The organism is Bradyrhizobium sp. SHOUNA76 (genome assembly GCF_023006445.1).
GTDB lineage: Bacteria > Pseudomonadota > Alphaproteobacteria > Rhizobiales > Xanthobacteraceae > Bradyrhizobium.
Window position 1 is genome coordinate 1 of sequence record NZ_JALBHA010000052.1, and the last position, 23,123, is coordinate 23,123.

The window sequence follows — 23,123 nt, forward strand, 5'->3', positions numbered from 1 at the left end:
GACACCCTGGTCGCGCGGCTCGCCCGCGAACTCGGCCTCGACGTGGCGCTGCTGTCGGCCCGCATCGACGAGATCGGCGGCCAGCATGTGGGCTCGCTCGTTCTCGGCATTCCTCTCGACATGTCCAGCGGCGAGGACGCGGTGACGCGGACGCTGGCCTTTCTGTCTCAACATCAATTCCCGGCGGAGCGTCTCGGCTATGTCGCCTGAACTCATCAACCTGATCATCCAGGCGACCTTCGAGAGCCTGTACATGGTCGGCATTGCAGCGCTGCTCGGCACCGCCTTCGGCCTGCCGCTCGGCGTCTTCCTCGCAACCAGCCGGAAAGGCGAGCTGTTCGCGGCTCCCCTCGTCAATCGCGTGCTCGGCATCGTCGTCAATGCGACGCGGTCCACGCCGTTCATCATCCTGGTCGTCGCCATCATCCCGTTCACGCGCCTCATTGCCGGCACCTCGATCGGATCGAGTGCGGCGATCGTGCCGCTGACGATTGCGTCGGCGCCGTTCATCGCGCGTCTGGTCGAAGCGGCCATCCGCGAGGTCGATGGCGGCCTGATCGAGACCGCGTCCTCGTTCGGCGCCTCGCCGCTTCAGATCGTGTTCAAGGTGCTGATCCCCGAGGCGCTGCCGGGCCTGTTGCTGGCGCTGACGCTCGCAGTGGTCAGTCTGCTCGGCTATTCCGCAATGGTCGGCGCGGTCGGCGGCGGGGGCTTGGGTGATCTCGGCATCCGCTACGGCTATCAGCGCTTCATGCCGGAGATGATGCTGGCCGTTGTCGTCGTGCTGATCGCGCTGGTGCAGCTCGTTCAGAGCGTCGGCGATTATCTGGCGCGCCGGGTCAACCGCCGGCTGCGGCATCACTGAGCCGGTTTTTCCAAATGTAGCGGACAAGCAAATTCTTGTCCGTCTGGAAACATTCCAAAATCACAGACACGACTGAGCGCATTCGTCGCACGCGCCGCGCACGCGTCTGGAGAAATTCTAACCCGGTTCCTATCGCACTCCGAAATCGCCTGCGTTAGGGCGAGGCATCAAGAACGATACCGGCGAAGCCGGCCGTGCCGTGGGGCCTCGACAGGCGTGATCGACTTCCAGCTTTCTTCGCGTTCCGACACGCGTCGTCGACAGATGCGGGTAGTTTTCCCCGGGGGCTTCGAGACGCCCGCTGTCGGCGGGCTCCTCAGGATGAGCTCGTTCGTCGCGGCCAAACCGCAGTCCCTCGTGGTGAGGAGCCCGCACAAAGCGGGCGTCGCGAACCATGAGGCTCAGTCGGAACTCGAGCCATGAGAGCGATATTCGGCAAGTTGCATCGCTGGGCGGGACTGCTCACGGCCGGCTTCCTGTTCTTCTCCGGCATCACCGGCGCGATCATCTCGTGGGATCACGAGATCGACGACGTGCTGAACAGCCATCTGTTCGACGTCACCAGCAAGGGACCGGCGATCCCCTCGATCGAGCTTGCCAAGATGATCGAGCAGCGCGATCCCCAAGCGCGCGTCGTCTACCTCTTCATGACGCCGGAGGAGGGCCATTCGCTGTGGTTCTTCGTCATGCCGCGGATCGATCCCGCGACCGGCAAGCGTTACTCGCTCGACTACAATCAGATCTTCCTCGACCCCAACACTGGTACGGAGCTGGGCCGGCGCTATTGGGGTGCGGTGTGGCCGGTGACGCGGGAAAACTTCGTCTCGTTTCTCTACAAGCTGCATTACACGATGCACATCCCCGAGTTCTGGGGCAGCGATCGCTGGGGCATGCGCGTGCTCGGCGTGATCGCGATCATCTGGACCATCGATTGCTTGGTCGGCTTCTATCTGACGCTGCCCTCGCGTCGGCGCGCGAAGGCGGCGCGGGCACCTGCCGTCACGCGCCAGCTCGAGCGCGGCTTCTGGGCGCGTTGGGCACCGGCCTGGACCATCAAGACCTCCGGTAGCGCCTACCGGATCAATTTCGACATCCATCGCGCCTTCAGCCTGTGGACCTGGAGCCTGTTGTTCGTCATCGCCTTCACCGCGTTCTCGCTGAACCTCTATTTCGAGGTGTTCTCGCCGCTGATGAAGATGGTGTCGAATTATACGCCGACACCCTATGAGCAGCGGCCTTATCGCGATCTCGACAACCCCATCGAGCCCAAGGTCACCTTCGCCGACATCGCGATCCGTGCGGCGGCCGACGGCAAGGCGCGAGGGTGGACGATCCCGGTCGGCTCGATCAATTACGGCCCGGCCCATGGCGTTTATGCCGCCGCCTTCTTCCACCCCGGCGACGATCACGGCGCCGGCGGCGTCGGCCCGGCGCAACTCTATTACGACAGCGAGGATGGCCGCCCGATCGGCGAACGGCTGCCCTGGGTCGGCACCGCCGCCGACATCTTCGTCCAGGCGCAGTTTCCGCTGCATTCGGGACGGATCGTCGGCCTGTTCGGCCGCATCCTGATCTCGATCATGGGCCTCGTGGTGGCCGCGCTCTCGGTCACTGGCGTCGTGATCTGGTGGCGCAAGCGCCGCGCCCGGGTCCGCGTGCGCGGGACCGCGGCAATGCGCTTGCATGAGCGGCAACTGACGCCGGCGGAGTAGGGCTAGACGAAGCGATGTTCCGGCAGGCCCTGCGCGACGCCGTGAATGGCAAGAACGTGCCCGGCCTGAGGCTCGATGCTCAACTGGCGCTGATCCAGGAACTTTCTGGCCGTCGTGACATACAGCGTCTTGAGATCGCTGCCTCCGAAGCACAGGCAGGTCGGATTGGTCACAGGCATCGGGATAATCGTATCGATCCGCCCGTCCGGCCGGTACCGCACGACCCGGCCGCCGGAAAAGAAAGCCGTCCATAGCCCGCCGGCAGCATCGACGCACGCGCCGTCAGGTCTTTCCTGAGAAGCGCTATAGTCTGCAAACAGGCGCCTGTTTCGGATCACGCCGTCATCGACATCGAAGTCGAACATCCAGGTGCAGTATCGCCGCGTGTCCGTGAAATAGAACGTGCGATTGTCAGGCGAGAACGCAATTCCGTTCGTGACGATGACATCGCCGAAGATGCGGGCCACCTGACCGTCGCCCGTCACGCGATACAGCGAGCCGTTCGGACGATGCAACTGATTGTCCATGGTGCCGATCCACAGGCGGCCACGGGCGTCCACGCGGCCGTCGTTGAGGCGGTTGTCCAGGCCGCGTTCGACCTCGCAGAACTCGGCGGGAGGAGCTTGGTCGGAAACGCGACGAGAGAGGCGCAGATCCTGCGCGAGCAGGTGCGAGCCATCCGCCGTCAGGGCCTGGCTGCCGAGGAATTGGCCATCATGGGAGGCGACGTGATGGGCGCCCGTCGCCGGATCGAAGGATTGATGAAGCCGGCCGTCGATGTCGATCCACCACAGCTTGCGCGAGCGGTCGCACCACAAGGGCGTTTCGCCCAGAATATCCGCGCTGGCGACCGCGGTCTCAACCCGATGCGCGGGAATCGTAGCCGGGGTCATCCAGGAATCCTATTCCAGCCGTCGACAACTTGATTTTCCCTGGCGGGAAAGGGCAGTCAGCTGCTCTTCCAGGAGGACAGCGCATGCGCGACGCAGCCATTGATATGGTCGGTGAGGACGGCCCTGGCCGTCTTGATGTCCCGCTTCAGGGCGCAGTCCAGCAAGGCCTTGTGCTGGTTGATCGTCTCGGCGCCGCGATAGAGCAGCGCATAGCGGAAGTATTTGTCGAACACGACCGAATGGGTATGCATCAACTCGCGCGAGCCGCAAGCAGAGATCAGCGCCTGGTGAAATTCGCCGTCATAGCGCTTGCGGAGTTCTGGATCGTCGCCCTCGGCGAGGACGGTGCGTTCGGTGGCCGCCAGCTTGTGGTGGGCGGAAACCACGCGGCCCTCCCACTCGACGTCGCCGGCGCGGAACGATTCAGCCATCGCATGGTGCTCCAGCAGGATGCGCAGCTCGGCGAGCTCCCGCAGATTCTGGATTGAGATGGGCGCCACCTCGAATCCACGTTGGCCTTCGGCAACCACAAAACCTTCCGAGGTCAGACGATTGAGGATCTCACGCAGCGTACTGATGCTGACGCCGTAATCTTCCTTCATGGCGTCGAGCCTGAGACGCCCGGATGGTGTCAGCACCCCGAAAATGATGTCGGACCGAATGCGCTGATAGCCGCTGTCGCCCGCCGACAGGGGCCGTTCCTCGACTGCCGTCATGCTTTCCCGATCCCGCTTGTCCACCGCCGCCGCTCCGTGCGGAAGGCCGAACATCAATATTGACAGCAATATAGCAGACCGAAGATGCCTGACGTCTAGCAAAATATCATATGAAACCATGATCATCATTTGACATGTAGATTCATGTATGTTCTCTAAATGACCAGAGGGCGCGAAAGACGGCCTAAGCCGCGGTTCGTGCTCGCTCGCATAGGGGAGGAAGCGATGAGCTTGTTGGTACGGGCGCTGTCTGCGACGGCGATCTGCGTGGCGCTGACGGTCGGCGCGTCTGCCGAGGATATCCAGGAGCGCACGATCAGGTGGGGCCACCTGAACAATACCGATCACCCCGTGAGCATGGGCGTGCAGAAGTTTGCCGAGATCCTGCTCTCCAAGAGCGGAGGCAAGATGAAGGTCCGCGAGTTCGCGGCCTCGCAGCTCGGCAACGAGCTCCAGCAGCAATCCGCGCTGCGCGGCGGCACCCAGGAGATGCTGTCGGCCTCGACGACCTCGCTCGCGACCGTCATTCCCGAGTTCGGCCTCATCGATTTTCCGTTCCTGTTCAATTCGACCGAGCAGGCCGACGCACTTGGCACCGGCAAATTCGGCAAGGCGATGCTCGACACGCTGCCGGCGAAGGGGCTGACGGGCCTCGGTTATTGGGGTCTGGGCTTCCGCAACGTCACCAACAGCACCCGCCCGATCACCAAGCTCGAGGACTTCAGCGGGCTCAAGCTTCGCGTCATTCCGAATCCGGTTTATCTCGAAAGCTTCAGCGCCTTTAAGGCCAACCCGGTCCCGATGGCGTTCGGTGAGCTGTATTCGGCGCTGGAGACCCGCACCGTCGACGGCCAGGAGAATCCCTACACGGTCATTCTCTCGAACAAATTCTACGAAGTGCAGAAGTACGTTTCCGCCACAAATCACACCTTCACCCTGAACATCATTCTGGTGAGCAAGGCATTCTGGGACAAGCTGTCCCCGACCGAGCAGCGCCTGATGCGCGAGGCTTATGAAGAAAGCCGCGGTTACCAGAAGGAGCAGACGCGCCTTCAGACCGAAAAAGCTTTGGCGGAGCTGCAGGCCAAGGGCATGCAGTACAATGCGATCGCTCCCGAAGAGACCGACCGCATGCGGAAGGCGGTTCAACCCGTCGTCGAAAAGATCTCGGCCAACCTTCGTGCCGAGACGGTGAAGCTCTTCAACGAAGAGGTCGAGCGCATCCGCAAGGACGTGAAGTAGCCGCCTTCCTCGTCACGCAGGCGCCGGAGCCGGCGATTGGCCGGCTCCAGCCCTTGATTTGCCCGGACGTCACGCATGGCGCGAGCTCTCGACCTCTATTGCACGTTCCTGAAGGCCGTCATTGCCGCGTGTCTTGCAGTCATGGTGGTGCTGGTGTTCGGCAACGTCGTTCTGCGCTACGGCTTCAACTCCGGCATCACGATCTCCGAGGAACTGTCGCGGTGGCTGCTGGTCTGGTTGACCTTCCTCGGCGCAATCGTCGCGATGCGCGAACACGCGCATCTCGGCGTCGATAGCCTGGTCCGGATGCTGCCGGCTTACGGCAAGCGCATCTGCTTCGTCATCAATTATTGCCTGATGCTGTTTGCCGATTGGCTGCTGCTCTCGGGCAGCTGGCGCCAGACCATTATCAACATCGACGATCGGGCGCCGGCCACGGGACTTTCGATGGGCATCTTCTATGCGGTCGGCGTGATCTTCGGCGTCTCGACTGCAATCATCCTTCTCTACGACCTGTACCGGGTGATCAGCGGGCAGGCGAGCGAGGAGGACATGGTGGCCGTCAGGGAATCGGAGGAGCAGTGATGCCGTCCGCCGCCATCGCGCCTGCGCATCCGCTTCGCGCCACCCGGATCATGCCATGACGATCGCCGTGTTCACCTTCTCGCTGCTCGGCGCCATGGCGCTGGGCATGCCGATCGCCTTTGCGCTCCTCATCTGCGGCGTCGCGCTGATGAGCACGATCGACATGTTCGACGCCCAGATCGTGGCGCAGAACGTCATCAACGGCGCGGACAGCTTTCCGCTGATGGCGATTCCCTTCTTCATGCTAGCCGGCGAGATCATGAACAAGGGAGGGCTGGCCAAGCGCATCGTCAATGTCGCCCTCGTTGCGGTCGGGCACTTCAGGGGCGGCCTCGGCTACGTGACCATCCTGGCGGCCTGTATCCTCTCGTCGCTTTCGGGATCTGCTGCGGCTGACGCTGCCGCGCTCGCGGCGTTGCTGGTGCCGATGATGGTGGCCGCGGGGCACAAGAAGACCTATGCGGCAGGTCTCGTGGCTGCCGGCGGCGTGATCGGCCCGGTCATCCCGCCCAGCATCGGCTTCGTGATCTTCGGCGTCGCCGCCAACGTGTCGATCTCAAAGCTGTTTCTCGCCGGCATCGTCCCTGGCCTGCTGCTCGGGTTGGGCCTTTGCGCCGCCTGGTATTGGGTCGTGCGCAAGGAAGACCTGACGCCGCCGCCGCGGGCCTCGCTGCGTGAGATCCTGCACGCCATCATCGACGGCTTCTGGGCGCTAATGCTCCCCGGGATCATCATCGTCGGCTTGCGCTTCGGCATCTTCACGCCGACCGAAGCCGGCGTCGTGGTCGCGGTCTATTCGCTGTTCGTCGCGACCTGCGTCTACCGCGAGCTGAAATGGTCGCAGGTTTATGCGGTTCTGGTGTCGTCGGCGGTGACGACCAGCGTCGTCATGTTCCTCGTGGCCGCGGCGCTGGTGTCGTCCTGGCTGATCACGGTGTCCGAAATCTCCGCGCAAGTCGTCGATCTCCTCAAGCCTTTCATGGGCAACAACACGATCCTGATGCTCGCGATCATGGTCGTGGTGGTGGTCGTGGGCACGGCGCTCGACATGACGCCGACCATCCTGATCCTGACGCCGATCCTGATGCCGATCATCAAGGCCGCGCACATCGACCCTGTCTATTTCGGCGTGCTCTTCATCATCAACAATTCCATCGGCCTGATCACGCCGCCGGTCGGCATCGTGCTCAACGTCGTCTGCGGCGTCTCCAAGATCAGCATGGAGGACATCATCAAGGGTGTCTGGCCCTTCATGATCGCGCAATTGATCGTCCTGTTCGCGATGGTGCTATTCCCCGGACTGGTGACGATCCCGGCGAAGTGGTTTGGTGGTTAGTCGCGCATTTGCAAAGGACACGAGGAACGAAAATGACCGCACGGATCATGATCCTCAATGGACCCAATCTCAACTTCCTCGGCATCCGGGAGCCCCACATCTACGGCTCGACGACGCTGCAGGAGATCGAGGCCAGCTGTCAGGCCTTGGCCGATCAGCTTGGTGTCTCGATATCGTTCCACCAGTCCAACATGGAAGGCGAGCTCGTCAACCTCGTCCAATCCGCTCATGGCAAGGCGGATGCGATCATCATAAACCCCGCGGCCTATTCCTTTACCTCGATCGCGCTGATCGATGCGCTGAAGATCTTCGAGGGACCGAAGATCGAGGTCCATATCTCGAACATCCATACGCGCGACGAGCTTCACCGCCACTCGGTCACCTCGAGCGCCTGCACGGCGGTCATTTGCGGTCTGGGCCCATACGGCTATCTCGCCGCGATGCTGGCGGCTGTCCAGCGGATCGGCCAATTGCCCGATACGATCCCGGCCGCGCTTCACGGACTCGCGGCCGCCGGCAAGACCTGAGCAGGGGAGAGCGGAATGCGCGGAGCTGGATTTCTCGCCATCTGGAGCGACGTCGCGGCGCACGATCTGACTGATTACCGGCACTGGCTGACGCGCGAGCACACCACCGAGCGCGTGACGACCAGGGGGTTCCTGGCCGTCCGTGTCTTTCGCGCCGCAAGAGCCGACATCAACCGCTTCTTCATCCTGTACGAGCTGGAAGCGCCCGAGGTTCTCGATGGCGAAGCCTATCTGGCGCGCCTCAACGCGCCGACGCCGTGGTCGCAGCGCATCATGCCGAAACTCGGCAGTTTCATGCGGGGCGGGGGCGTTATGGTCGCGCGTGCGGGGAGGGGCGAGGGGGCAACGATCATGGCCCTGCGGATCGAGAAGCTGCCTGGAGATCCGCAAGGAATGGCTCAGGCGCTCGTCGCCTGCGACGGGGTCGCCGCCGTACAGATCGGCGCGACCGATCAGGCGCGGACCTCGGTGCCGACAGCGGAGAAGGGCATGCGGAAGAACGAGGGATTTTTCGCAGGGCTTTTGCTGATCGAGGCGCTGGACGTGACGTCTTTGCAAGCCGCTCTTCAAAAGGCCGGGGAGATTGCACCTGACGTCATGGACCACGCGAGCGAGCCGGAGATTTATCAGAGCATGTTCGCGCTCGACGCCCGCATCGCGGACTTCGTTTGAGGGCAATTTTCCGCTAGAGGGAGCACGGCTCCAACAGCCAAGCGGCGCAAACCTGTGCAGGCCGATGAACCTTCCCGCTCTACACATGCACCAAAGACTGGAAACGGCTTCCCAGCCCGCGGACATCGAATGAAATCGCTTGCCTTGCTCAGCCTGCTCGTCCTGGCGACGCCCGTCCATGCAGCCACGCCCCAGCAGCACTATCTCGACCTGCGCGATCGCTACATCGAGAAATTCTCGAAAGCCAAGGAGAGCGACGAGATCTACAAGCAGCATGAGGCCGCGCTGAAGGAGCTGGCAGGCGTGCTGCGCGGCCTGGTGGGACCGGTCACGATCAAGGGGCTTCCAGCCGACGGCAAGTCGAACGTCGATACGCTCTTTCGGAGTGACATCGGCTTCGGCCATCTCGACGGGCTCAGTTTCGCTTCGGAAGGCTACAAGACGCAAGCCGTGGTGACCACGAGCACGCTTCTCACGCACTGGCTGCGCGAGCATCGCGAGGACGGCATGCCGCAGGAAAGCGGCGCAGCGTTCAAGTCCGACCGCTTCTACTATCATGCGATCCAGGACGCCGCCTTCGCCAAATATGCGGAGCTGCCTATCTCAAAGCCCCCCTCCGCGAGTGCCGCGGTCGCCGTGCTCGGCGTGCGCGGCAATGGTGGGCTCAAGGGAGCGCCGGATGAAATCGACGTCGTCGCGACAAAGGGCGACAAGGTGTTCTTTATCGCCACGAGCGACGCCGTGAAGACGGCCGAAATCCCGGCCTGCGAGCGCGTGTGGAAGCAAATGATGGCGAAGCCCATCAACAAGAAGGACCCGCGCGGCGACATGGCCCGGGAAGACCAGGCAATGGACGCCTACACAAAATGCTTCGCCAGGGAAGCGCCGCGCCAAAGCTGGTTCGCGGCCGCCGTCAAGAAGGCGCAGAGCCAACTGGATCTGCTGCCGCTGCGTTAACGCGCGAAATAGGCAGACTATGCCGAGAGTTCGACCGATTTGCCGGCCTCATCGATCAGATGCACGCGGTCGATGTCGACACGCGGCAATAATGATCGAATCTCGTCTTCCGGCATCAGGCTGAACGCCGTCGAGAATGCGTCCGCGGTGGTCGCGCTGCGGGCCACGGTCGTCACGCTGCGATAGCGCAGGGCACAGCCGCCTGATCGGGGATCGAACAGGTGGTTGAAGCGCGCCCTGGAATCGAACTGGAAGCCGTAGCCGCCCGAAGTCGACACTGCGCGGTCGACGATCGGCAGCACCGTTTTCGTCTGGCCCACGATCTCAGGATCGGCGATGCCGATTTCCCAGGGGCGTCCGTCCGGACGCGAGCCGATCGCCCGGGCCTCGCCCATGTCGACCAGGCTGCGGGAGATGCCGTGCACCCGCAGCAGCTCGACCACCTTGTCCGTGACATAGCCTTGCGCGATGCCGTTCAGGGTGACGGCCATGCCCTTGGGCATCACGATCCGCTCGCGGCTGATCGACAGCCGGCGGCTGCCGACGCGCGCCGTCGCTGCCCGGATCTCGGCTGCCCCCGGACCGGCCGGATCCGCGTCGTCTCGCCCGAAGTGGCTGGCATAGAGCTCCCACAGCGGTTGCACCGTGACATCGAACAGGCCGCCGGTCAGCGTGGAATAGTGCTGCGAGGTCGAGAGCAGATCGACCATTTCGGCGGCGGGATCAATCAGGATACCCGTCCGGTTCAGCGCGACCAGGGCGGAGTCGTTGAGATAAAGACTGAACAGCCGCTCGAGCCGCCGCGCCTCGGCGCACGCCAGCGATATCAGTCGCTCCGCACGGCTGCGGTCTTCGTCGTGGATCTCCATCGTCGCCAGCGCGCCCAGCATCGTGCCACGCCACGTCACCGGCGCGACCTCTGCACGAGCGGGATGTCCTGCAGATAGCGCGCCGAGGCCGGCCGCCGCGGCGCTGATATGGATGAAGCGTCGGCGCGTCAGGGTTCGCGTCATGGCGTCCTCCTCGACCGGTCGCCCGGCGAGACTTCGGTTGCTTCGTCGGCCGCCGCGGCGCCGGTGACATTCGCCGAGCTCAAGACATAGTCCCGAGGCACCTCGTCGAAGCCGACGATCCTGCCCCCGTTTGCACCGGCGAATGTCTCTGCTGCCGCCCGGTCCGAGAACGGAACGGCCTCGTCTCCGCCCATGCCGCTCTTGACCCGGCTCTCGATCACGAACAGCGCCTTGCGCGCCTCGATCCAGTTGTCGGCGCCCGGCTTGCCCCAGTCGGGCGCTTTGCCCATGTCGGACACGTAGATCGCCTGAATGTCTTTGGGCTCGTCCGGCAGCATGGTGAAGGCGATTGTGTCCCGCACCGACGAGAACCAGACAGGCTCCATGAGGCTGGCGGCGAAGATGTGGCCCTTCGGTCCGGGGTGCTCGAGCACGTTCATGCCGCAGTAATGGCCGATGTCCTCCGCGGTCATCCGATGCGGCGACGGGATCTTCGCGGCCTGCTTCTCGTTGCAGCCCGCGAGCGCGAGCGGCACCAGCAAGGCCAAGAGTATCGTTCGGCGCCTCATAGCTCCCTCCGCGAGAAGGCGAGCGCGGCCAGCGCCAGCGGCAGCAGCGTCCAGCCGAGCAGGGCGGTCAGCAGGATAGGTATGGTGAGGGACGTGCTTTGGGCAAGGCCGGCCATGCCGGCAAAGGTGCTGACATTGGCGAATCCGGTCAGGTTGATCAGCCGGTAGGCGTCGGTCGGGTTCGCCAGCAGCATGGCGTTGAGCGCGGCCGCCGAGATGCTGCGTCCCTGGTCGAGCGCGAGCACGCCCAGCAGCGCCATGTCGTAGATCAGGACCAGCAGCAGCCATAATCCGATGCAGATGCCGGCGGCCGTTCCGCGATCGCGCACGAGCGCGCTGACCAGATATCCAATCGCGACGAAAGCGGCGCCGAGCAGAACCGAGGAGCCCACCATCGCCGCGAACGCCAGGAAACTGTCGCCATCAATCTGGCTCCCTGTCGCCGCCAGCGCTCCCACCGCCGCGCCGTAGCCGAGGCAGGTCGCAAAGGCGAGGACGGCGAGGTGGCCCAGGAACTTGCCGAGCAGCACCTGCCATCGCGCGACGGGATAGCTCAGCAGCAACAGCATCGTCCCGCGCTCCATCTCGCCGACGATGGCGTCGTGGGAGATCAGAAGCGCGATGAGCGGAACGAGAAAGATCGTCAGGCTCGACAGGCTGACGATGACCACGTCCAGCGTGCGAACGCCCACATTCCCGGTTGGCGCGCTGCCGAGAAAGCTCAAGGACAGGGCAAGCCCGGCGAGCAGGAGCGTTGCGGCAAGCACCCAGCGGTTGCGGATGGCCTGATGGACTTCCTTGGCTGCGATAATCAGGACGTTCATGGCGCCTGCTCCGATTGCCGGAGGAAATGAGCATAGAGCTCGTCGAGGGTCGGCGGGACCACGTCGACGTCCTCGACGGAATTGCCGGCGGCCGTCGCGCGATGCAGAAGCTCGATCTTCCGCTCCGGTGCGGCGTCGATCTCGACGATGTGGCCGTTCAGACGGCGGCAGGTCGCGTCCTGGGGAGCCCAGCCCGGCATCTCGTGCGGTGCGAGGCCAGCCACCTTGAGACGGATCCTGGTGGGCAGCCGGGCGAGACGACGCAGCTCGTCGATCGATCCGTCCGCGACCTTGATGCCGCGATTCATGATGATGACCCGGCCGGCGCGCTCCTCGAGCTCGGTCAGCGCATGCGACGACAACAGCACGGTCGCGCCGCCGGCCGCGAGCCGCGCGATGATGTCGTAGAAGGTCTGGCGCAATTCCGGATCGAGACCGGTGGTCGGCTCGTCCAGCAGCAGCACGCGCGGCTGGCCAAGCAGCGCTTGCGCGAGCCCCAGCCGTTGACGCATGCCCTTCGAATAGGTGTTGACCCGGCGGCGGCTGGCGGCTCCCAGTCCGACGGCGTCGAGCAGCTCCAGCGCCTTGGCAACCGGCTCTCGCTTCAGCCGAGCGTAGAAGGCCTGCGTCTCGCGGCCGGTCAGGGCAGGGTCGAAGGAGACGTTTTCCGGCAAGTAGCCGAGCTGTCGGCGGCCTGCGAATTCGCCGGCGGCGGGATTGTCTCCGAGAACCTCGATCGAGCCGCTGGTCGGCCGGATCAACCCGAGCATGAGCTTCATGAGCGTGGTCTTGCCGGCGCCATTGTGGCCGATCAAGGCGACCAGCTCGCCTTGATCAAGCGTGAACGAAGCATCGCGCACGGCCTTGACCTGGCCGAACGTTTTGGTGACGTCGCTGATGCGGACCGTGCCGGTCATCGCGCTTCCTTCTGCGCAGCGCGCTGCGGCGGCGACACCAGCGGACGGCTGTCGACTACGCCGCCCGGGAGCAATGCGGGAAACTGTGCCTGCGCCCAGCGGATCACCTGGACGGCGGGGCTGTTGATCAGGACCTTCGCGGCGGGCGCGGTCCACAGCACGCGATCGATGAGATCATTCGGCCGGTACGCCGTGTCGGCGATTCCGTCCCCGTTCAGGTCGAATGCCGGATTGTCGCTCCAGTAGTTGCCGCGACCCCCGATCGACCAGTCGAGGTGGCGGGTGCCGACATATTTGACCTGGTTGGCATTGCTGACGAAGGCGTTGCCCGTGATTTCGTTGCCTTCGGAGCCGGCCGTGAAGTGCACGCCGATGGCGCAGCGCTCGAACCAGTTGTTGCGGAATTTGTTGTGATTGGTGTTGTAGATGAACACGCATTTCTCCGGGCCGGACCTGAGAGTGCTCTCCCGCTTCTGTTGCGGAAGCATGCCTCGCTCGTCGTCGGCGCTGTCTTGCGCGCTCTGCAGCCTCGAGTTCAGCGGGCCGCCCGTGACCCGGTTGTCCTCGATCTGGGCATAGTTCGCGTAGTTGAAGAGAAATCCATAGTCGCGATCGTGATCGGAGGAGTTGCCGCGGATCACCAGGCGGTTCGAATACATGATGGCGTAACCGACATGGTTGCCGATCGAAACGTTGCCGCTGATTTCGCTGTCGTTGGTGTACATGTAGTGGACTGCGAAGCGAACCTGCTCGAAGCGATTGTTGACGAAGCGGTCCTTGCTGCTGGAGATCGAGAAGATGCCGTCGCGGCCGTAGCGAAACGTGTTATCCGCGATGGTGACGTCGGGCGCATTCCAGATGGAAATGCCGTTGCCGGCCTCGCTGAGGCGCCCGCCGCGCAGTCCCTCGATCTCGTTGCGGACGACCCGCGAGCCCCGGGCGCCATGCACGTAGACGCCGAACAGGTTTCCCACCAGCCGGTTGCCCTCGATCTTGGCACGCTCGGCCGTCTTCTGCAGGAAGATCCCCGAATTCATCGCCTGCAGATCGCGGCCGGACGCCCGGATGGTCACGCCACGGACGGTGACGTCGGGTGCGCTGACGGTGATGACGTTGTCGGCGCCGTCGCCGTCCAGCACCGCGCCTCGACTCCCAACCAGCTCGAGGGGGCGTTCGATGCGGATCGAACCGTGATATTCCCCGGGAGCGAGCTCGATGACGTCGCCAGCGCGCGCGACATCCAGCACCGATTGCAGCGGCTGCCCGGGCACAGCCGTCAACGTCTCCGCATCGGCGAAGCCAGACAATCCGGCGGCGACCAGCGCCGCCGGAAACATGCGTAGCAATGGACCCACGAGGTCGCTCCGATCAGACCGCCTTCAAACCGACTTGGGTTCGACGAACATCCGGCCTTTCATCTCCATGTGCATGGCGTGGCAGAACCAGGAGCAGTAGTACCAATAGACGCCGGGCTTGTCGGCGGTGAAGGTCACCGACGAGGTGGCCATCGGCCCGATTTCCATGTTGATGCCGTAGTTGACGATACAGAAGCCGTGCGTCAGGTCTTCGACCGCATCGATATTGGTGATGAAGACGGTGACCTCGTCGCCTTGCTTGATCTGGAACTGCTCGAGTCCATAGGCCGGCGCGGTCGACGTCATGTACACGCGCACCTTGTTGCCATCGCGTATGACCTTCGAATCCGCTTCCAGATTGATGCCGTCCGCCTTGGCCTGCTTGACCGCATCCGCAAACATCGGATCCGCGCGGTCATAGATCGAGATCGGGTTGATCTTGGACCGGTGCACGATCGTCGCGTCATGCGGCTCGGCGAAGCTCGGGCCGTCATGCACCAGCTTCATCTGGTCGCCCGAAATGTCGATCAGCTGATCGTTCTCGGGCTTGAGAGGCCCGACGTTCAGGAAGCGGTCCTTTGAGAACTTGTTCAGCGAGATGAGCCATTTGCCATCCGCCTCCTTGGTCTGGCCCATGGACGTGTGGTTGTGACCCGGCTGATAATGCACGTCGAGCTTCTGAAGGATGGGATTGACCTTCTCACCCTGGAAGGCCCGCTTGGCGAGATCGATGCTCCACTTGCAGACCTGGCTGTCGAGGAACAGCGTGGTGTAGGCGTTGCCCTTGCCGTCATAGGCGGTGTGCAACGGGCCGAGGCCCAGTTCGGGCTCTGCGACCACGACGTCGCGCGGCTTGATCTTGTCGTCGAACAGATCGTCGAATTTGCGGACGTCCATCACAGTCACGGTGGGTGAAAGCTTTCCGGCTGCCACGATGTGGATGCCGTCGGGTGCGGTGTTCATGCCGTGCGGATTGTTCGAGACCGGCACGTAGCGGGTGTAGGCCGAGCCCTTGCGTCCGTCGATCACGGGCACGCCGTTCATTTCCTTGAAGTCGCCCTTCTTCACGGCCTCTTCGATCCGCTTGATGTTGAAGATGACGACCCAGTCCTGTTCGCTGGCGGTCATCTCCGCCAGAGTGACGCCTTCCTCACCGTTGTAGCAGGTCGCGAAGCAGTATTTGCCCTGGTAGTCGGCATCGACATTGTCGAGGTTGCCGCTGACGATCACCTGCCAGGCCACCTTCATCGTGTCGCCGTCGATCGCACTGAAGATGGAGTGATACTGCTTGGGATCGTCGAGGACCTTGCCGTCGTTTGGCAGCGGCACGGCGTCCTCGCCGTTGGCGAAGACATAGCCCGTGCGCGGATATTTCTGCAGGCGCAGGCCGTGCACCGTGTGCTGGTTCGGCAATTCGATGATCTTGTCGCACTTCATGATGTCGAGCCGCACGCGCGCGACGCGGCTATTGGCCTTGTCGTTCATGAAGGCATAGCGACCGTCATAGGTGCCGTCCGTGAAGGAAATATGCGGGTGGTGGAGGTCGCCGTTCAAGAACGTACCGCCGCGGTTCTTGAGGAATTCGCGGGTCGCGGGCTGCATGCCTTCGGTCAAGACCTTGATGCTTTCATTGGTCTGGCCCCAGCCGGTCGCGCTGCAGCGGTTGAAGACCGGGACGCGCATCAGCTCGCGCATCGACGGAAGGCCGATGATCCGCATCTCGCCGGACTGGCCGCTGGAGAAGAACACGTAATATTCGTCGAGCTCTCCCGGCGCGACCTCGGTCTTCTGCACGGCCGGCCGGGCCGCGGGCGCCTTCGGAGCGGCATTCTTGGTCTGCGCGTCCGCAGACGAGACGAAGCCGCCGTCCTTGATCGCGACTCCGCCGGCAAGGCCCACGCCCGCCGCGGCGGCCGTCGTTCCCAGGACTGTTCGTCGGCTGACGCCCTTTGCCTGTTTGTTCTCGCTCATGATTGCCTCCTCGGCTTTCGGTTCAGTTAGGTGGTGGAGAGATGGCGGGTGACGCGCCGACAGGCTTGCCACCGGCCGTGATGACGGTCGCGGGACCCTTGCCGCCTGAGCGCATTGCGGGCGAAGACATGGCCGCGAACTTCTCGCGCTTGAGCCGCACCTGGATCATGTGCGGGCAGCGGTGATCGTCGTAATAGAGTTCCTGGCAGTGCATGCAGTAGATGCACTCATTGACGTTGATGTGACCCTCGGGATGGATCGACTGCACCGGGCATTCCTTGGAGCACCGCTGACAAGGCGAGCCGCATTCTTCCCAACGGCGCAGCCATTCAAACGTCCTGATGCGGCCGGGGATCGCGAGTGCGGCGCCGAGCGGGCAGAGGTAGCGGCAGAAGAAGCGCTCGATGAAGAGGCCGATGACGAGAAGGGCGCCTGCGTAGGCCACGAACGGCCAGCTTCGCGAGAACTTCAGGATGATCGCGGTCTTGAACGGTTCGACCTCGGCAAACCGCTCGGCCATGTCGACCGAATAGAGCGACAGGCCGAACAGGCCGAGGAATATGATGTACTTGATCGGCCACAGCCGTTCGTGGAGTCCCCACGGCACCGTGATCTGCGGCACCTTCAGCCATTTCGCGGCCGTGTTGGTGAGCTCCTGAAGCGCGCCAAAGGGACACAGCCAGCCGCAGAACGGGCCTCGTCCCCAGAACAGAAGCCCGCCGGCCGTCGCGGCCCACAGAATGAAGATCAGCGGAGCGGCGAGGAAGAATTCCCAACGGAAGCCAGTCACCAGCGCATTGGTAAAGGTGACGACGTTGACGACGGAAAGCTGCGCGTTTGCGTACCAGCCGAGCCAGACCAGAACGAAGGCGAGATAGCCTCGCCGCACCCAAGTATATAGCACCGGTCGGCGCACAAGCAGATTCTGGAAGAAGAAGATGCCGGTGAGGGCGGCCAGCATGAACGCGGTGATGCCGATCGAAACCGTGCTCGATTGCCAGATCCGCACCCAAAGAGGCTCGTCTGCCTCGGCGGGTGGAGTGGCCGAAGCTTTTGCATGCGAGGCCGGAGGCGCAGCGTTCTCCGGCACCGTCACGGTTCGCTGCTCGCGCCGTATGTAGCCGTCGGGCAGGGCGTAGCCGAGATCGAAGGTCAGGAATGCCTTGTCGCGGCCGCCGAGGCTCCGCTGCACCAGCAGCTGAATCTGCCACGGCTGCGTCGGGTCCAGGGTGAACTCGGGAGGGGTGACGAACAGGCCAATTTCCCTGAACTCGGGCGCGCCAACAGCGTCCAGTGCTCCAAGCCTGGTATGGTTGCGATCGCGGAAGCGTGTGCTGTTGCCTTCCTGAAGGATCTCGATGCGATCGAAGATGCCGCCGCGGACGTAGGCCGAACCCTTGAAGGAGTAGGGACCGTTGCCGGCGACGACGATCGCCTGCTGCCCGGGCTTGAGGCTCTCCTTCAGCCGCTGATAGCCGTCGTCGCCGAGCAGGCTGCGGCCGATCGTGGGCGCGGTCACGAGCGCCACGTAGAGGTCGATGAAGGTGTCGCTGGCGTCACCCGGTTCGGGGTACTGCGCCGCCGCCGCGCTGCCCGACTTTGCAAAGGCTTCGTTGATGTCGCCGATGCCAAGATGAAGCCGGCGTATCGAGCCGTCGCCGGCGAGGCTCTCCCAGTCGCGCACTTCGCTGTGTTGGAGATCGAGCGTCTTGACGACAGGGGGGAGGGCTGCCGAAGCCGCAGCGCCGTCGCCGCCACCGACGCGACCGCTACGGATGAGCTTGGATGCCGCGCGAACGATACTGTCGCCCATCACCAATACGGTGACGGTCGCGCCGCTCACGATGTCGACCTGCGGTGGCTTCTCGGCACCACTTGCGACAGGCTTCATGTCCTTGCCGATCAGGGAGTTCACGGCGGCGACGATGCGGGCTTCCGGAATGCCGACCAGCACGATCGGCTCCTTGTGATCGACCAGCTTGATGCCGGTGATCACACCCTTCGGGTCGATGCCGGCAAGCAGATGAATCGCTTTGCCGGAGTAACCGACCGAATTCGCGAAATCGGAGTTGAGGAAAACAAAGCCCTCGAGCTGGTCGCCGCGATAGACCGGCACGATCGGCGGATCACCCTGAGGCGGGCCGAAGCGATCAGCTCCCGGGAAGAAATCCGCAGGTGCGATTTTTGGCAGGTATGTCGGTAAGTCACCGGCGCAGGCAGGTGAAATATATGTCAGACACAACAGCAGCAAGCCGGCGAGCGCGAGTGCTGCACGCCTTACGAAGGCGGTATCGTCATCCGGTCGCTTCAACATGTCGATTCAAATGCGATCTGAGCAACCAATTAGGTCGCGCGTGCCTGACATTCTTCGTCGATGATTTGTCGCCGCTGACGTGCAACACTCATCGCGTGCGACTGACTCTGTCAACCCCGCTGGTGAGATTTGTGTTCGCGCGGAATCAGATCAGAAATCTGCATTTGGAGTCCTTGGTATGTCATTCCTACGCACTTCATTGCTTAGTGCTGAGCCTGCCGGTGTATTGGAGTCTCTCGACGAACTCTTTGCGCTAGCGCATGCAATGGAGCAGGAGGCAGCTAATAGGTATGATGCTCTTACTGAAGATATGCGCGGGCAGGGTAAGCATGATCTCGCGGACGTGTTCACCAAACTCGCCGCCGCCGAGCGCGAGCACGTCGACAGCGTCACGCGGTGGTCGCAATCACGTCGCGGCAAGACGCCAGATCCCGCCCTGGTACGCTGGGAGGCGCCGGAAACCCTCGCCCCGGAAGCTGCCGCCGAGGTGAAGACATCGCGTTTGATGACGCCATACCGCGCGCTCGCCATGGCGGTCCGCAACGAGGAACGCGCCTTCGCCTTCTGGTCCTATCTGGCTGCCTACTCGCATGATCCCGAAATCAAGAAGGCGTCCGAGGCGATGGCAAGGGAAGAACTCGGCCACGTTGCCACGCTACGGAAGGAGAGGCGCCGTGCCTATCATCACGAGCACGAACGGAGCAGCGCCGACGCGTCGGATATGCCGCTGCGGCAAATCGATGCGCGACAGCTCGAGCTGCGCCTGGTTGCGCAGCTCGGCGAAATGGAACAACGCCTGAAAGGGCCAGCCGCGGCCCGGACCCGGGACATCCGCCAACAGACGATCGAGATGGCCGACGCCGCCACGGGCCTTGGGAGCTTTCCGGCAGCCATGGAGCGAAAAGACCCACTGGAGGTCGCCGAGGCCCTCGTCGACGGTTACCTCGATGGCGCCGAGCGGTCGAGCGATGCGGCCCAGCTCGAAACTCTACAGCAACTTGCGGAGCGAGCGATCTCCAGACTGGCCTGGCTGCGATCGCTTTCAGCGGACTGACATGCTTGCGGCAGCCGTCAGAACTTCCATGCCTGCGAGTCGCATGACGCGGCTGTGCCGGGGCAGTGCAGTGGTCACAGGTCCTTCGAAGCAAGCAGATCCGATCGGCTGGCCGCCCCGTGACCGCCCAATCCGTGATTCGCATAAGGTATATTATGGAATATCTTTATATACAATGAGATCAGTTATTTAGACGGAATTCCTGTCATCGCACCTTCGCCCGGGCCCCATTTCGGTCTGCGCCTCGACCATCACCTCGGCTCTTGCGGGCTACTGTGCATGGGGTTGTTTTTCAGATTTTGAATCGGCTCGATGTCTCCGAAAGCCGATATTGCCGTGACCTTGTCCGGCTGCAATAAGCGAGGCCTCGCGAGATCGCAGATGACCTTCTGACCTTCCGTCCGTATAGGTTTGCATCTCAGAACAACAACAAACCTTCCGAGGAAGCAGACCCATGAGCTTTTCCCGACGCACGCTTCTCAAGGCCTCCGCCGCGACCGCGGTCCTGGGCGGCATCGGTGCGCCCCATGTGGCCCGCGCGCAGAGCGCCGAGTTCACCTACAAATACGCCAACAACCTGCCCGACACCCATCCGCTGAACGTCCGCGCCAAAGAGATGGCTGCGGCGATCAAGAGCGAGACGAACGGCAAGTTCGATCTCCAGATCTTCCCGAACAACCAGCTCGGGTCCGACACCGACATGCTGAGCCAGATCCGCTCCGGCGGCGTCGAGTTCTTCACGCTGTCCGGCCTGATCCTGTCGACCCTGGTGCCGGCCGCGTCCATCAACGGCATCGGCTTCGCGTTCCCGGACTACGACACGGTCTGGAAGGCCATGGACGGCGATCTCGGCGCCCATGTCCGCGGCGAGATCAAGAAGGCCGGCCTCGAGGTCATGGACAAGATCTGGGACAACGGCTTCCGCCAGACCACATCGTCGAGCAAGCCGATCACCGGTCCTGACGACCTCAAGGGCTTAAAGATCCGCGTGCCGGTGTCGCCGCTGTGGACCTCGATGTTCAAGGCGTTCGATGCGGCGCCCGCCTCGATCAATTTCAGCGAGGTCTATTCGGCGCTCCAGACCAAGATCGTCGAAGGCCAGGAGAACCCGCTGGCGATCATCTCGACCGCCAAGCTCTACGAGGTACAAAAGTACTGCTCGCTGACCAACCACATGTGGGACGGCTTCTGGTTCCTGGCCAACCGCAGAGCCTGGGAAAAGCTGCCCCAGGACGTGCGCACCATCGTCGCCAAGAACATCAACGCCGCCGCGGTCAACGAGCGCGCCGATACCGCCAAGCTCAATGCCAACCTGCAGCAGGAGCTCGCGACCAAGGGCCTGACCTTCAATCAGCCGACCGTGGCGCCGTTCCGCGACAAGCTGCGGTCTGCGGGCTTCTATGCGGAATGGAAGGGCAAATATGGCGACCAGGCCTGGGATCTCCTGGAAAAGGCCGTCGGCAAGCTGTCGTAGCGCGTCGGGGCCGCCGAGGTTCGTATCAGGATGGCTCATGCCGAGATCGAGGTGATCGAGGTGGCGGGCGAGGCGGCTGTTCAGTCCCCTCGCCGACTTTCGCTGCTGACTTCGATCGAGCGCGTGCTCGGTCTCGTCGTCGAAATCCCGGCGGCGATCCTTGTCGTCGCCGAGATCGTGATCCTGTTTGCCGGCGTGGTCGCGCGCTACGGTCTGCACCGTCCGCTGATCTGGTCGGACGAGCTCGCTTCGATCCTGTTCCTGTGGCTTGCCATGCTGGGCGCGGCGGTTGCGTTCCGCCGCTCCGAGCACATGCGCATGACCGCGATCGTCGCGAGTGCCGGTCCGGCGATGCGGGCCTATCTCGATCTGGTCGCGACCTCCGCGGCGCTGGCGTTCCTGGCGCTGATCATCTGGCCGTCCGGCGATTATGCCTACGAGGAAAGCTACATCACGACGCCGGCGCTGCAGATCTCGAATATGTGGCGCGCTGCCGCGCTGCCGGCCGGCATTGCCTTGATGGCCGCCTTTGCCTTGCTGCGGCTGCTGCGCGCGGCCGATTACCGGATGGTTGCATCCGCGGTACTATCGGTTGCCGTCCTGGTCGGCCTGTTCTGGCTGGCGGAGCCGTTGCTGCGGCCGCTCGGCAATCTCAACCTCGTCATCTTCTTCGTCGGCGTCGCCGGCTTCTGCGTCTTTGCCGGCGTTCCCATTGCGTTCGGCTTTGGCCTCGCGATCTTCGGCTATCTCGCGCTCACCACGCGGACGCCCGTCATGGTGCTGGTCGGGCGGATGGACGAGGGCATGAGCCACCTCATCCTGCTCTCGGTGCCGCTGTTCGTGTTCCTGGGGCTCCTGATCGAGATGACCGGCATGGCGCGGGCCATGGTGGCGTTCCTGGCCAGCCTGCTCGGCCATGTCCGCGGCGGCCTGCATTACGTGCTGGTCGGCGCGATGTATCTGGTCTCCGGCATTTCCGGCGCCAAGGCCGCCGACATGGCGGCCGTCGCGCCCGTGCTGTTTCCGGAGATGAAACAGCGCGGCGCCAAGCCCGGCGATCTCGTCGCGCTGCTGGCGGCCACGGGCGCCCAGACCGAGACCATTCCGCCGAGCCTGGTGCTGATCACGATCGGATCGGTGACGGGCGTCTCGATCGCGGCGCTGTTCACCGGCGGCCTCCTGCCCGGCGTCGTGCTCGCGATCACGCTGTGCATGCTGGTATGGTGGCGCTACCGCCACGAGGACATGAGCCACGTCCGCCGGGCCACGGGTGGTGAGATTGGCAAGACCTTCGTCGTCGCCCTGCCCGCGCTCGCACTGCCCTTCGTGATCCGGTACGCCGTGGTCGAGGGCATCGCGACCGCGACCGAGGTCTCCACCATCGGCATCGTCTATGGCGCGCTGGTTGGCCTCCTCGTTTACCGCCGGTTCGACTGGCAGCGGCTGTTCCCGATGCTGGTCGAGACTGCGGCGCTTTCGGGCGCCATCCTCCTGATCATCGGCACCGCGACCGGCATGGCCTGGGGCCTGACGCAATCAGGCTTCTCGCGCTCGCTGGCTGCAGCCATGACCGGACTGCCCGGGGGAGCGGCGACCTTCATCGCCGTCTCGATCCTGGCCTTCACCATCCTCGGCAGCGTGCTGGAGGGCATCCCGGCGATCGTGCTGTTCGGGCCGCTGCTGTTTCCGATCGCCCGGGCCGTCGGCGTGCACGAGGTGCACTACGCCATGGTGATCATTCTCGCCATGGGCATCGGATTATTCGCCCCGCCCTTCGGCGTCGGCTATTATGCCGCCTGCGCCATCGGACGCGTCGATCCGGCCGAGGGCATTCGGCCGATCTGGGGCTATCTGCTGGCACTGCTGGTGGGATTGATCATCGTCGCGATCTTCCCCTGGATCTCGATCGGATTCCTTTGAGGCGCGGTTTAAGGAGGGCGTCGATGAGTGAGCAGCTAAACCAGTACGATATCGGCCTCGACAAGACCCCCGCCAACTACGTGCCGCTGAGCCCGTTGAGCTTCCTCGCGCGCAGCGCCGCCGTCTATCCCGATCATGTCAGCACGGTCTATGAGGGGCGCAGCTTCACGTGGGCTGAGACCTATGAGCGCTGCAAGCGTTTTGCGT

21 protein-coding genes and 1 pseudogene are annotated in these 23,123 nt (G+C 63.5%); 13 read left to right on the forward strand and 9 right to left on the reverse strand.

The window, feature by feature from the left end:
* From MOV74_RS09550 to fsrB, 3 genes are all read left to right on the forward strand, one after another.
* The coding region (locus MOV74_RS09550) for an NIL domain-containing protein (protein ID WP_309486790.1) at positions 1-210 on the forward strand (210 nt) is incomplete at its 5' end.
* Entirely contained in the window at positions 200-865 is a 666-nt protein-coding gene (locus tag MOV74_RS09555) for a methionine ABC transporter permease (RefSeq protein ID WP_246920708.1), read from the forward strand. The genes MOV74_RS09550 and MOV74_RS09555, both read left to right, overlap by 11 nt.
* A 419-nt stretch (positions 866-1,284) precedes the next feature.
* The gene (fsrB, locus tag MOV74_RS09560; protein WP_246920720.1) at positions 1,285-2,577 is read left to right on the forward strand and encodes a siderophore utilization protein FsrB; all 1,293 of its coding nucleotides are present in this window, start codon (positions 1,285-1,287) and stop codon (positions 2,575-2,577) included.
* Positions 2,578-2,579: 2 nt separating this feature from the next.
* On the opposite strand, the gene MOV74_RS09565 is transcribed toward fsrB, so the two are convergent.
* Both MOV74_RS09565 and MOV74_RS09570 read right to left on the reverse strand, forming a co-directional pair.
* Positions 2,580-3,470, reverse strand: a complete 891-nt coding sequence (locus MOV74_RS09565) for an SMP-30/gluconolactonase/LRE family protein (RefSeq protein WP_246920722.1) — start codon at positions 3,468-3,470, stop codon at positions 2,580-2,582.
* Between the two features lie 56 nt (positions 3,471-3,526).
* Positions 3,527-4,186, reverse strand: coding sequence for a GntR family transcriptional regulator (locus MOV74_RS09570; protein WP_246920762.1), 660 nt, complete (start codon positions 4,184-4,186; stop codon positions 3,527-3,529).
* A gap of 225 nt (positions 4,187-4,411) precedes the next feature.
* Here MOV74_RS09570 and MOV74_RS09575 point away from each other — a divergent pair, with 225 nt between their 5' ends.
* From MOV74_RS09575 to MOV74_RS09600, 6 genes are all read left to right on the forward strand, one after another.
* Complete coding sequence (locus tag MOV74_RS09575; RefSeq protein ID WP_246920725.1) at positions 4,412-5,428, forward strand: TRAP transporter substrate-binding protein; 1,017 nt, start codon at positions 4,412-4,414, stop codon at positions 5,426-5,428.
* A gap of 75 nt (positions 5,429-5,503) precedes the next feature.
* The gene (locus tag MOV74_RS09580) at positions 5,504-6,013 is read left to right on the forward strand and encodes a TRAP transporter small permease (RefSeq protein WP_246920728.1); all 510 of its coding nucleotides are present in this window, start codon (positions 5,504-5,506) and stop codon (positions 6,011-6,013) included.
* A 55-nt stretch (positions 6,014-6,068) separates the two neighbouring features.
* On the forward strand, positions 6,069-7,349 hold the full coding sequence (locus MOV74_RS09585; protein WP_246920731.1) for a TRAP transporter large permease subunit: 1,281 nt from the start codon (positions 6,069-6,071) through the stop codon (positions 7,347-7,349).
* Positions 7,350-7,381: 32 nt separating this feature from the next.
* Positions 7,382-7,876, forward strand: a complete 495-nt coding sequence (aroQ, locus tag MOV74_RS09590) for a type II 3-dehydroquinate dehydratase (protein ID WP_246920734.1) — start codon at positions 7,382-7,384, stop codon at positions 7,874-7,876.
* 15 nt (positions 7,877-7,891) lie between these two features.
* Positions 7,892-8,548, forward strand: a complete 657-nt coding sequence (locus MOV74_RS09595; protein ID WP_246920736.1) for a hypothetical protein — start codon at positions 7,892-7,894, stop codon at positions 8,546-8,548.
* 129 nt (positions 8,549-8,677) lie between these two features.
* Positions 8,678-9,505 carry a hypothetical protein gene (locus MOV74_RS09600; RefSeq protein ID WP_246920738.1) on the forward strand — a complete coding sequence of 276 codons (828 nt, stop codon included), beginning with the start codon at positions 8,678-8,680 and terminating at the stop codon, positions 9,503-9,505.
* Positions 9,506-9,522: 17 nt separating this feature from the next.
* On the opposite strand, the gene MOV74_RS09605 is transcribed toward MOV74_RS09600, so the two are convergent.
* The 7 genes from MOV74_RS09605 to MOV74_RS09635 are packed head-to-tail and all read right to left on the reverse strand — an operon-like array spanning position 9,523 to position 18,468.
* A complete protein-coding gene (locus tag MOV74_RS09605; protein WP_246920740.1) occupies positions 9,523-10,518 on the reverse strand; it encodes an FAD:protein FMN transferase in 996 nt (331 codons plus the stop codon).
* A complete protein-coding gene (locus MOV74_RS09610) occupies positions 10,515-11,087 on the reverse strand; it encodes a nitrous oxide reductase accessory protein NosL (protein WP_246920742.1) in 573 nt (190 codons plus the stop codon). The genes MOV74_RS09605 and MOV74_RS09610 overlap by 4 nt, the downstream gene beginning before the upstream one ends.
* Positions 11,084-11,911 (reverse strand): ABC transporter permease subunit, encoded by an 828-nt coding sequence (locus tag MOV74_RS09615; protein ID WP_246920744.1) that lies wholly within the window; start codon positions 11,909-11,911, stop codon positions 11,084-11,086. Before MOV74_RS09615 ends, MOV74_RS09610 begins: the two co-directional genes overlap by 4 nt.
* Positions 11,908-12,828, reverse strand: a complete 921-nt coding sequence (locus MOV74_RS09620) for an ABC transporter ATP-binding protein (RefSeq protein WP_246920746.1) — start codon at positions 12,826-12,828, stop codon at positions 11,908-11,910. The genes MOV74_RS09615 and MOV74_RS09620 overlap by 4 nt, the downstream gene beginning before the upstream one ends.
* Entirely contained in the window at positions 12,825-14,165 is a 1,341-nt protein-coding gene (locus tag MOV74_RS09625) for a nitrous oxide reductase family maturation protein NosD (protein ID WP_249796680.1), read from the reverse strand. The genes MOV74_RS09620 and MOV74_RS09625 overlap by 4 nt, the downstream gene beginning before the upstream one ends.
* Before the next feature lie 42 nt (positions 14,166-14,207).
* Positions 14,208-16,154 carry a TAT-dependent nitrous-oxide reductase gene (nosZ, locus tag MOV74_RS09630; RefSeq protein ID WP_246920751.1) on the reverse strand — a complete coding sequence of 649 codons (1,947 nt, stop codon included), beginning with the start codon at positions 16,152-16,154 and terminating at the stop codon, positions 14,208-14,210.
* A gap of 22 nt (positions 16,155-16,176) precedes the next feature.
* Positions 16,177-18,468 (reverse strand): NosR/NirI family protein, encoded by a 2,292-nt coding sequence (locus MOV74_RS09635; protein WP_246920753.1) that lies wholly within the window; start codon positions 18,466-18,468, stop codon positions 16,177-16,179.
* A gap of 178 nt (positions 18,469-18,646) precedes the next feature.
* Here MOV74_RS09635 and MOV74_RS09640 point away from each other — a divergent pair, with 178 nt between their 5' ends.
* From MOV74_RS09640 to MOV74_RS09655, 4 genes and pseudogenes are all read left to right on the forward strand, one after another.
* Positions 18,647-19,522, forward strand: coding sequence for a ferritin family protein (locus MOV74_RS09640; RefSeq protein WP_246920755.1), 876 nt, complete (start codon positions 18,647-18,649; stop codon positions 19,520-19,522).
* Between the two features lie 454 nt (positions 19,523-19,976).
* Positions 19,977-20,996, forward strand: coding sequence for a TRAP transporter substrate-binding protein (locus tag MOV74_RS09645; RefSeq protein ID WP_246920757.1), 1,020 nt, complete (start codon positions 19,977-19,979; stop codon positions 20,994-20,996).
* 30 nt (positions 20,997-21,026) lie between these two features.
* On the forward strand, positions 21,027-22,916 hold the full coding sequence (locus MOV74_RS09650; RefSeq protein ID WP_246920759.1) for a TRAP transporter large permease subunit: 1,890 nt from the start codon (positions 21,027-21,029) through the stop codon (positions 22,914-22,916).
* A 23-nt stretch (positions 22,917-22,939) separates the two neighbouring features.
* Positions 22,940-23,123, forward strand: a pseudogene (locus MOV74_RS09655) (acyl-CoA synthetase); the annotation flags it as partial.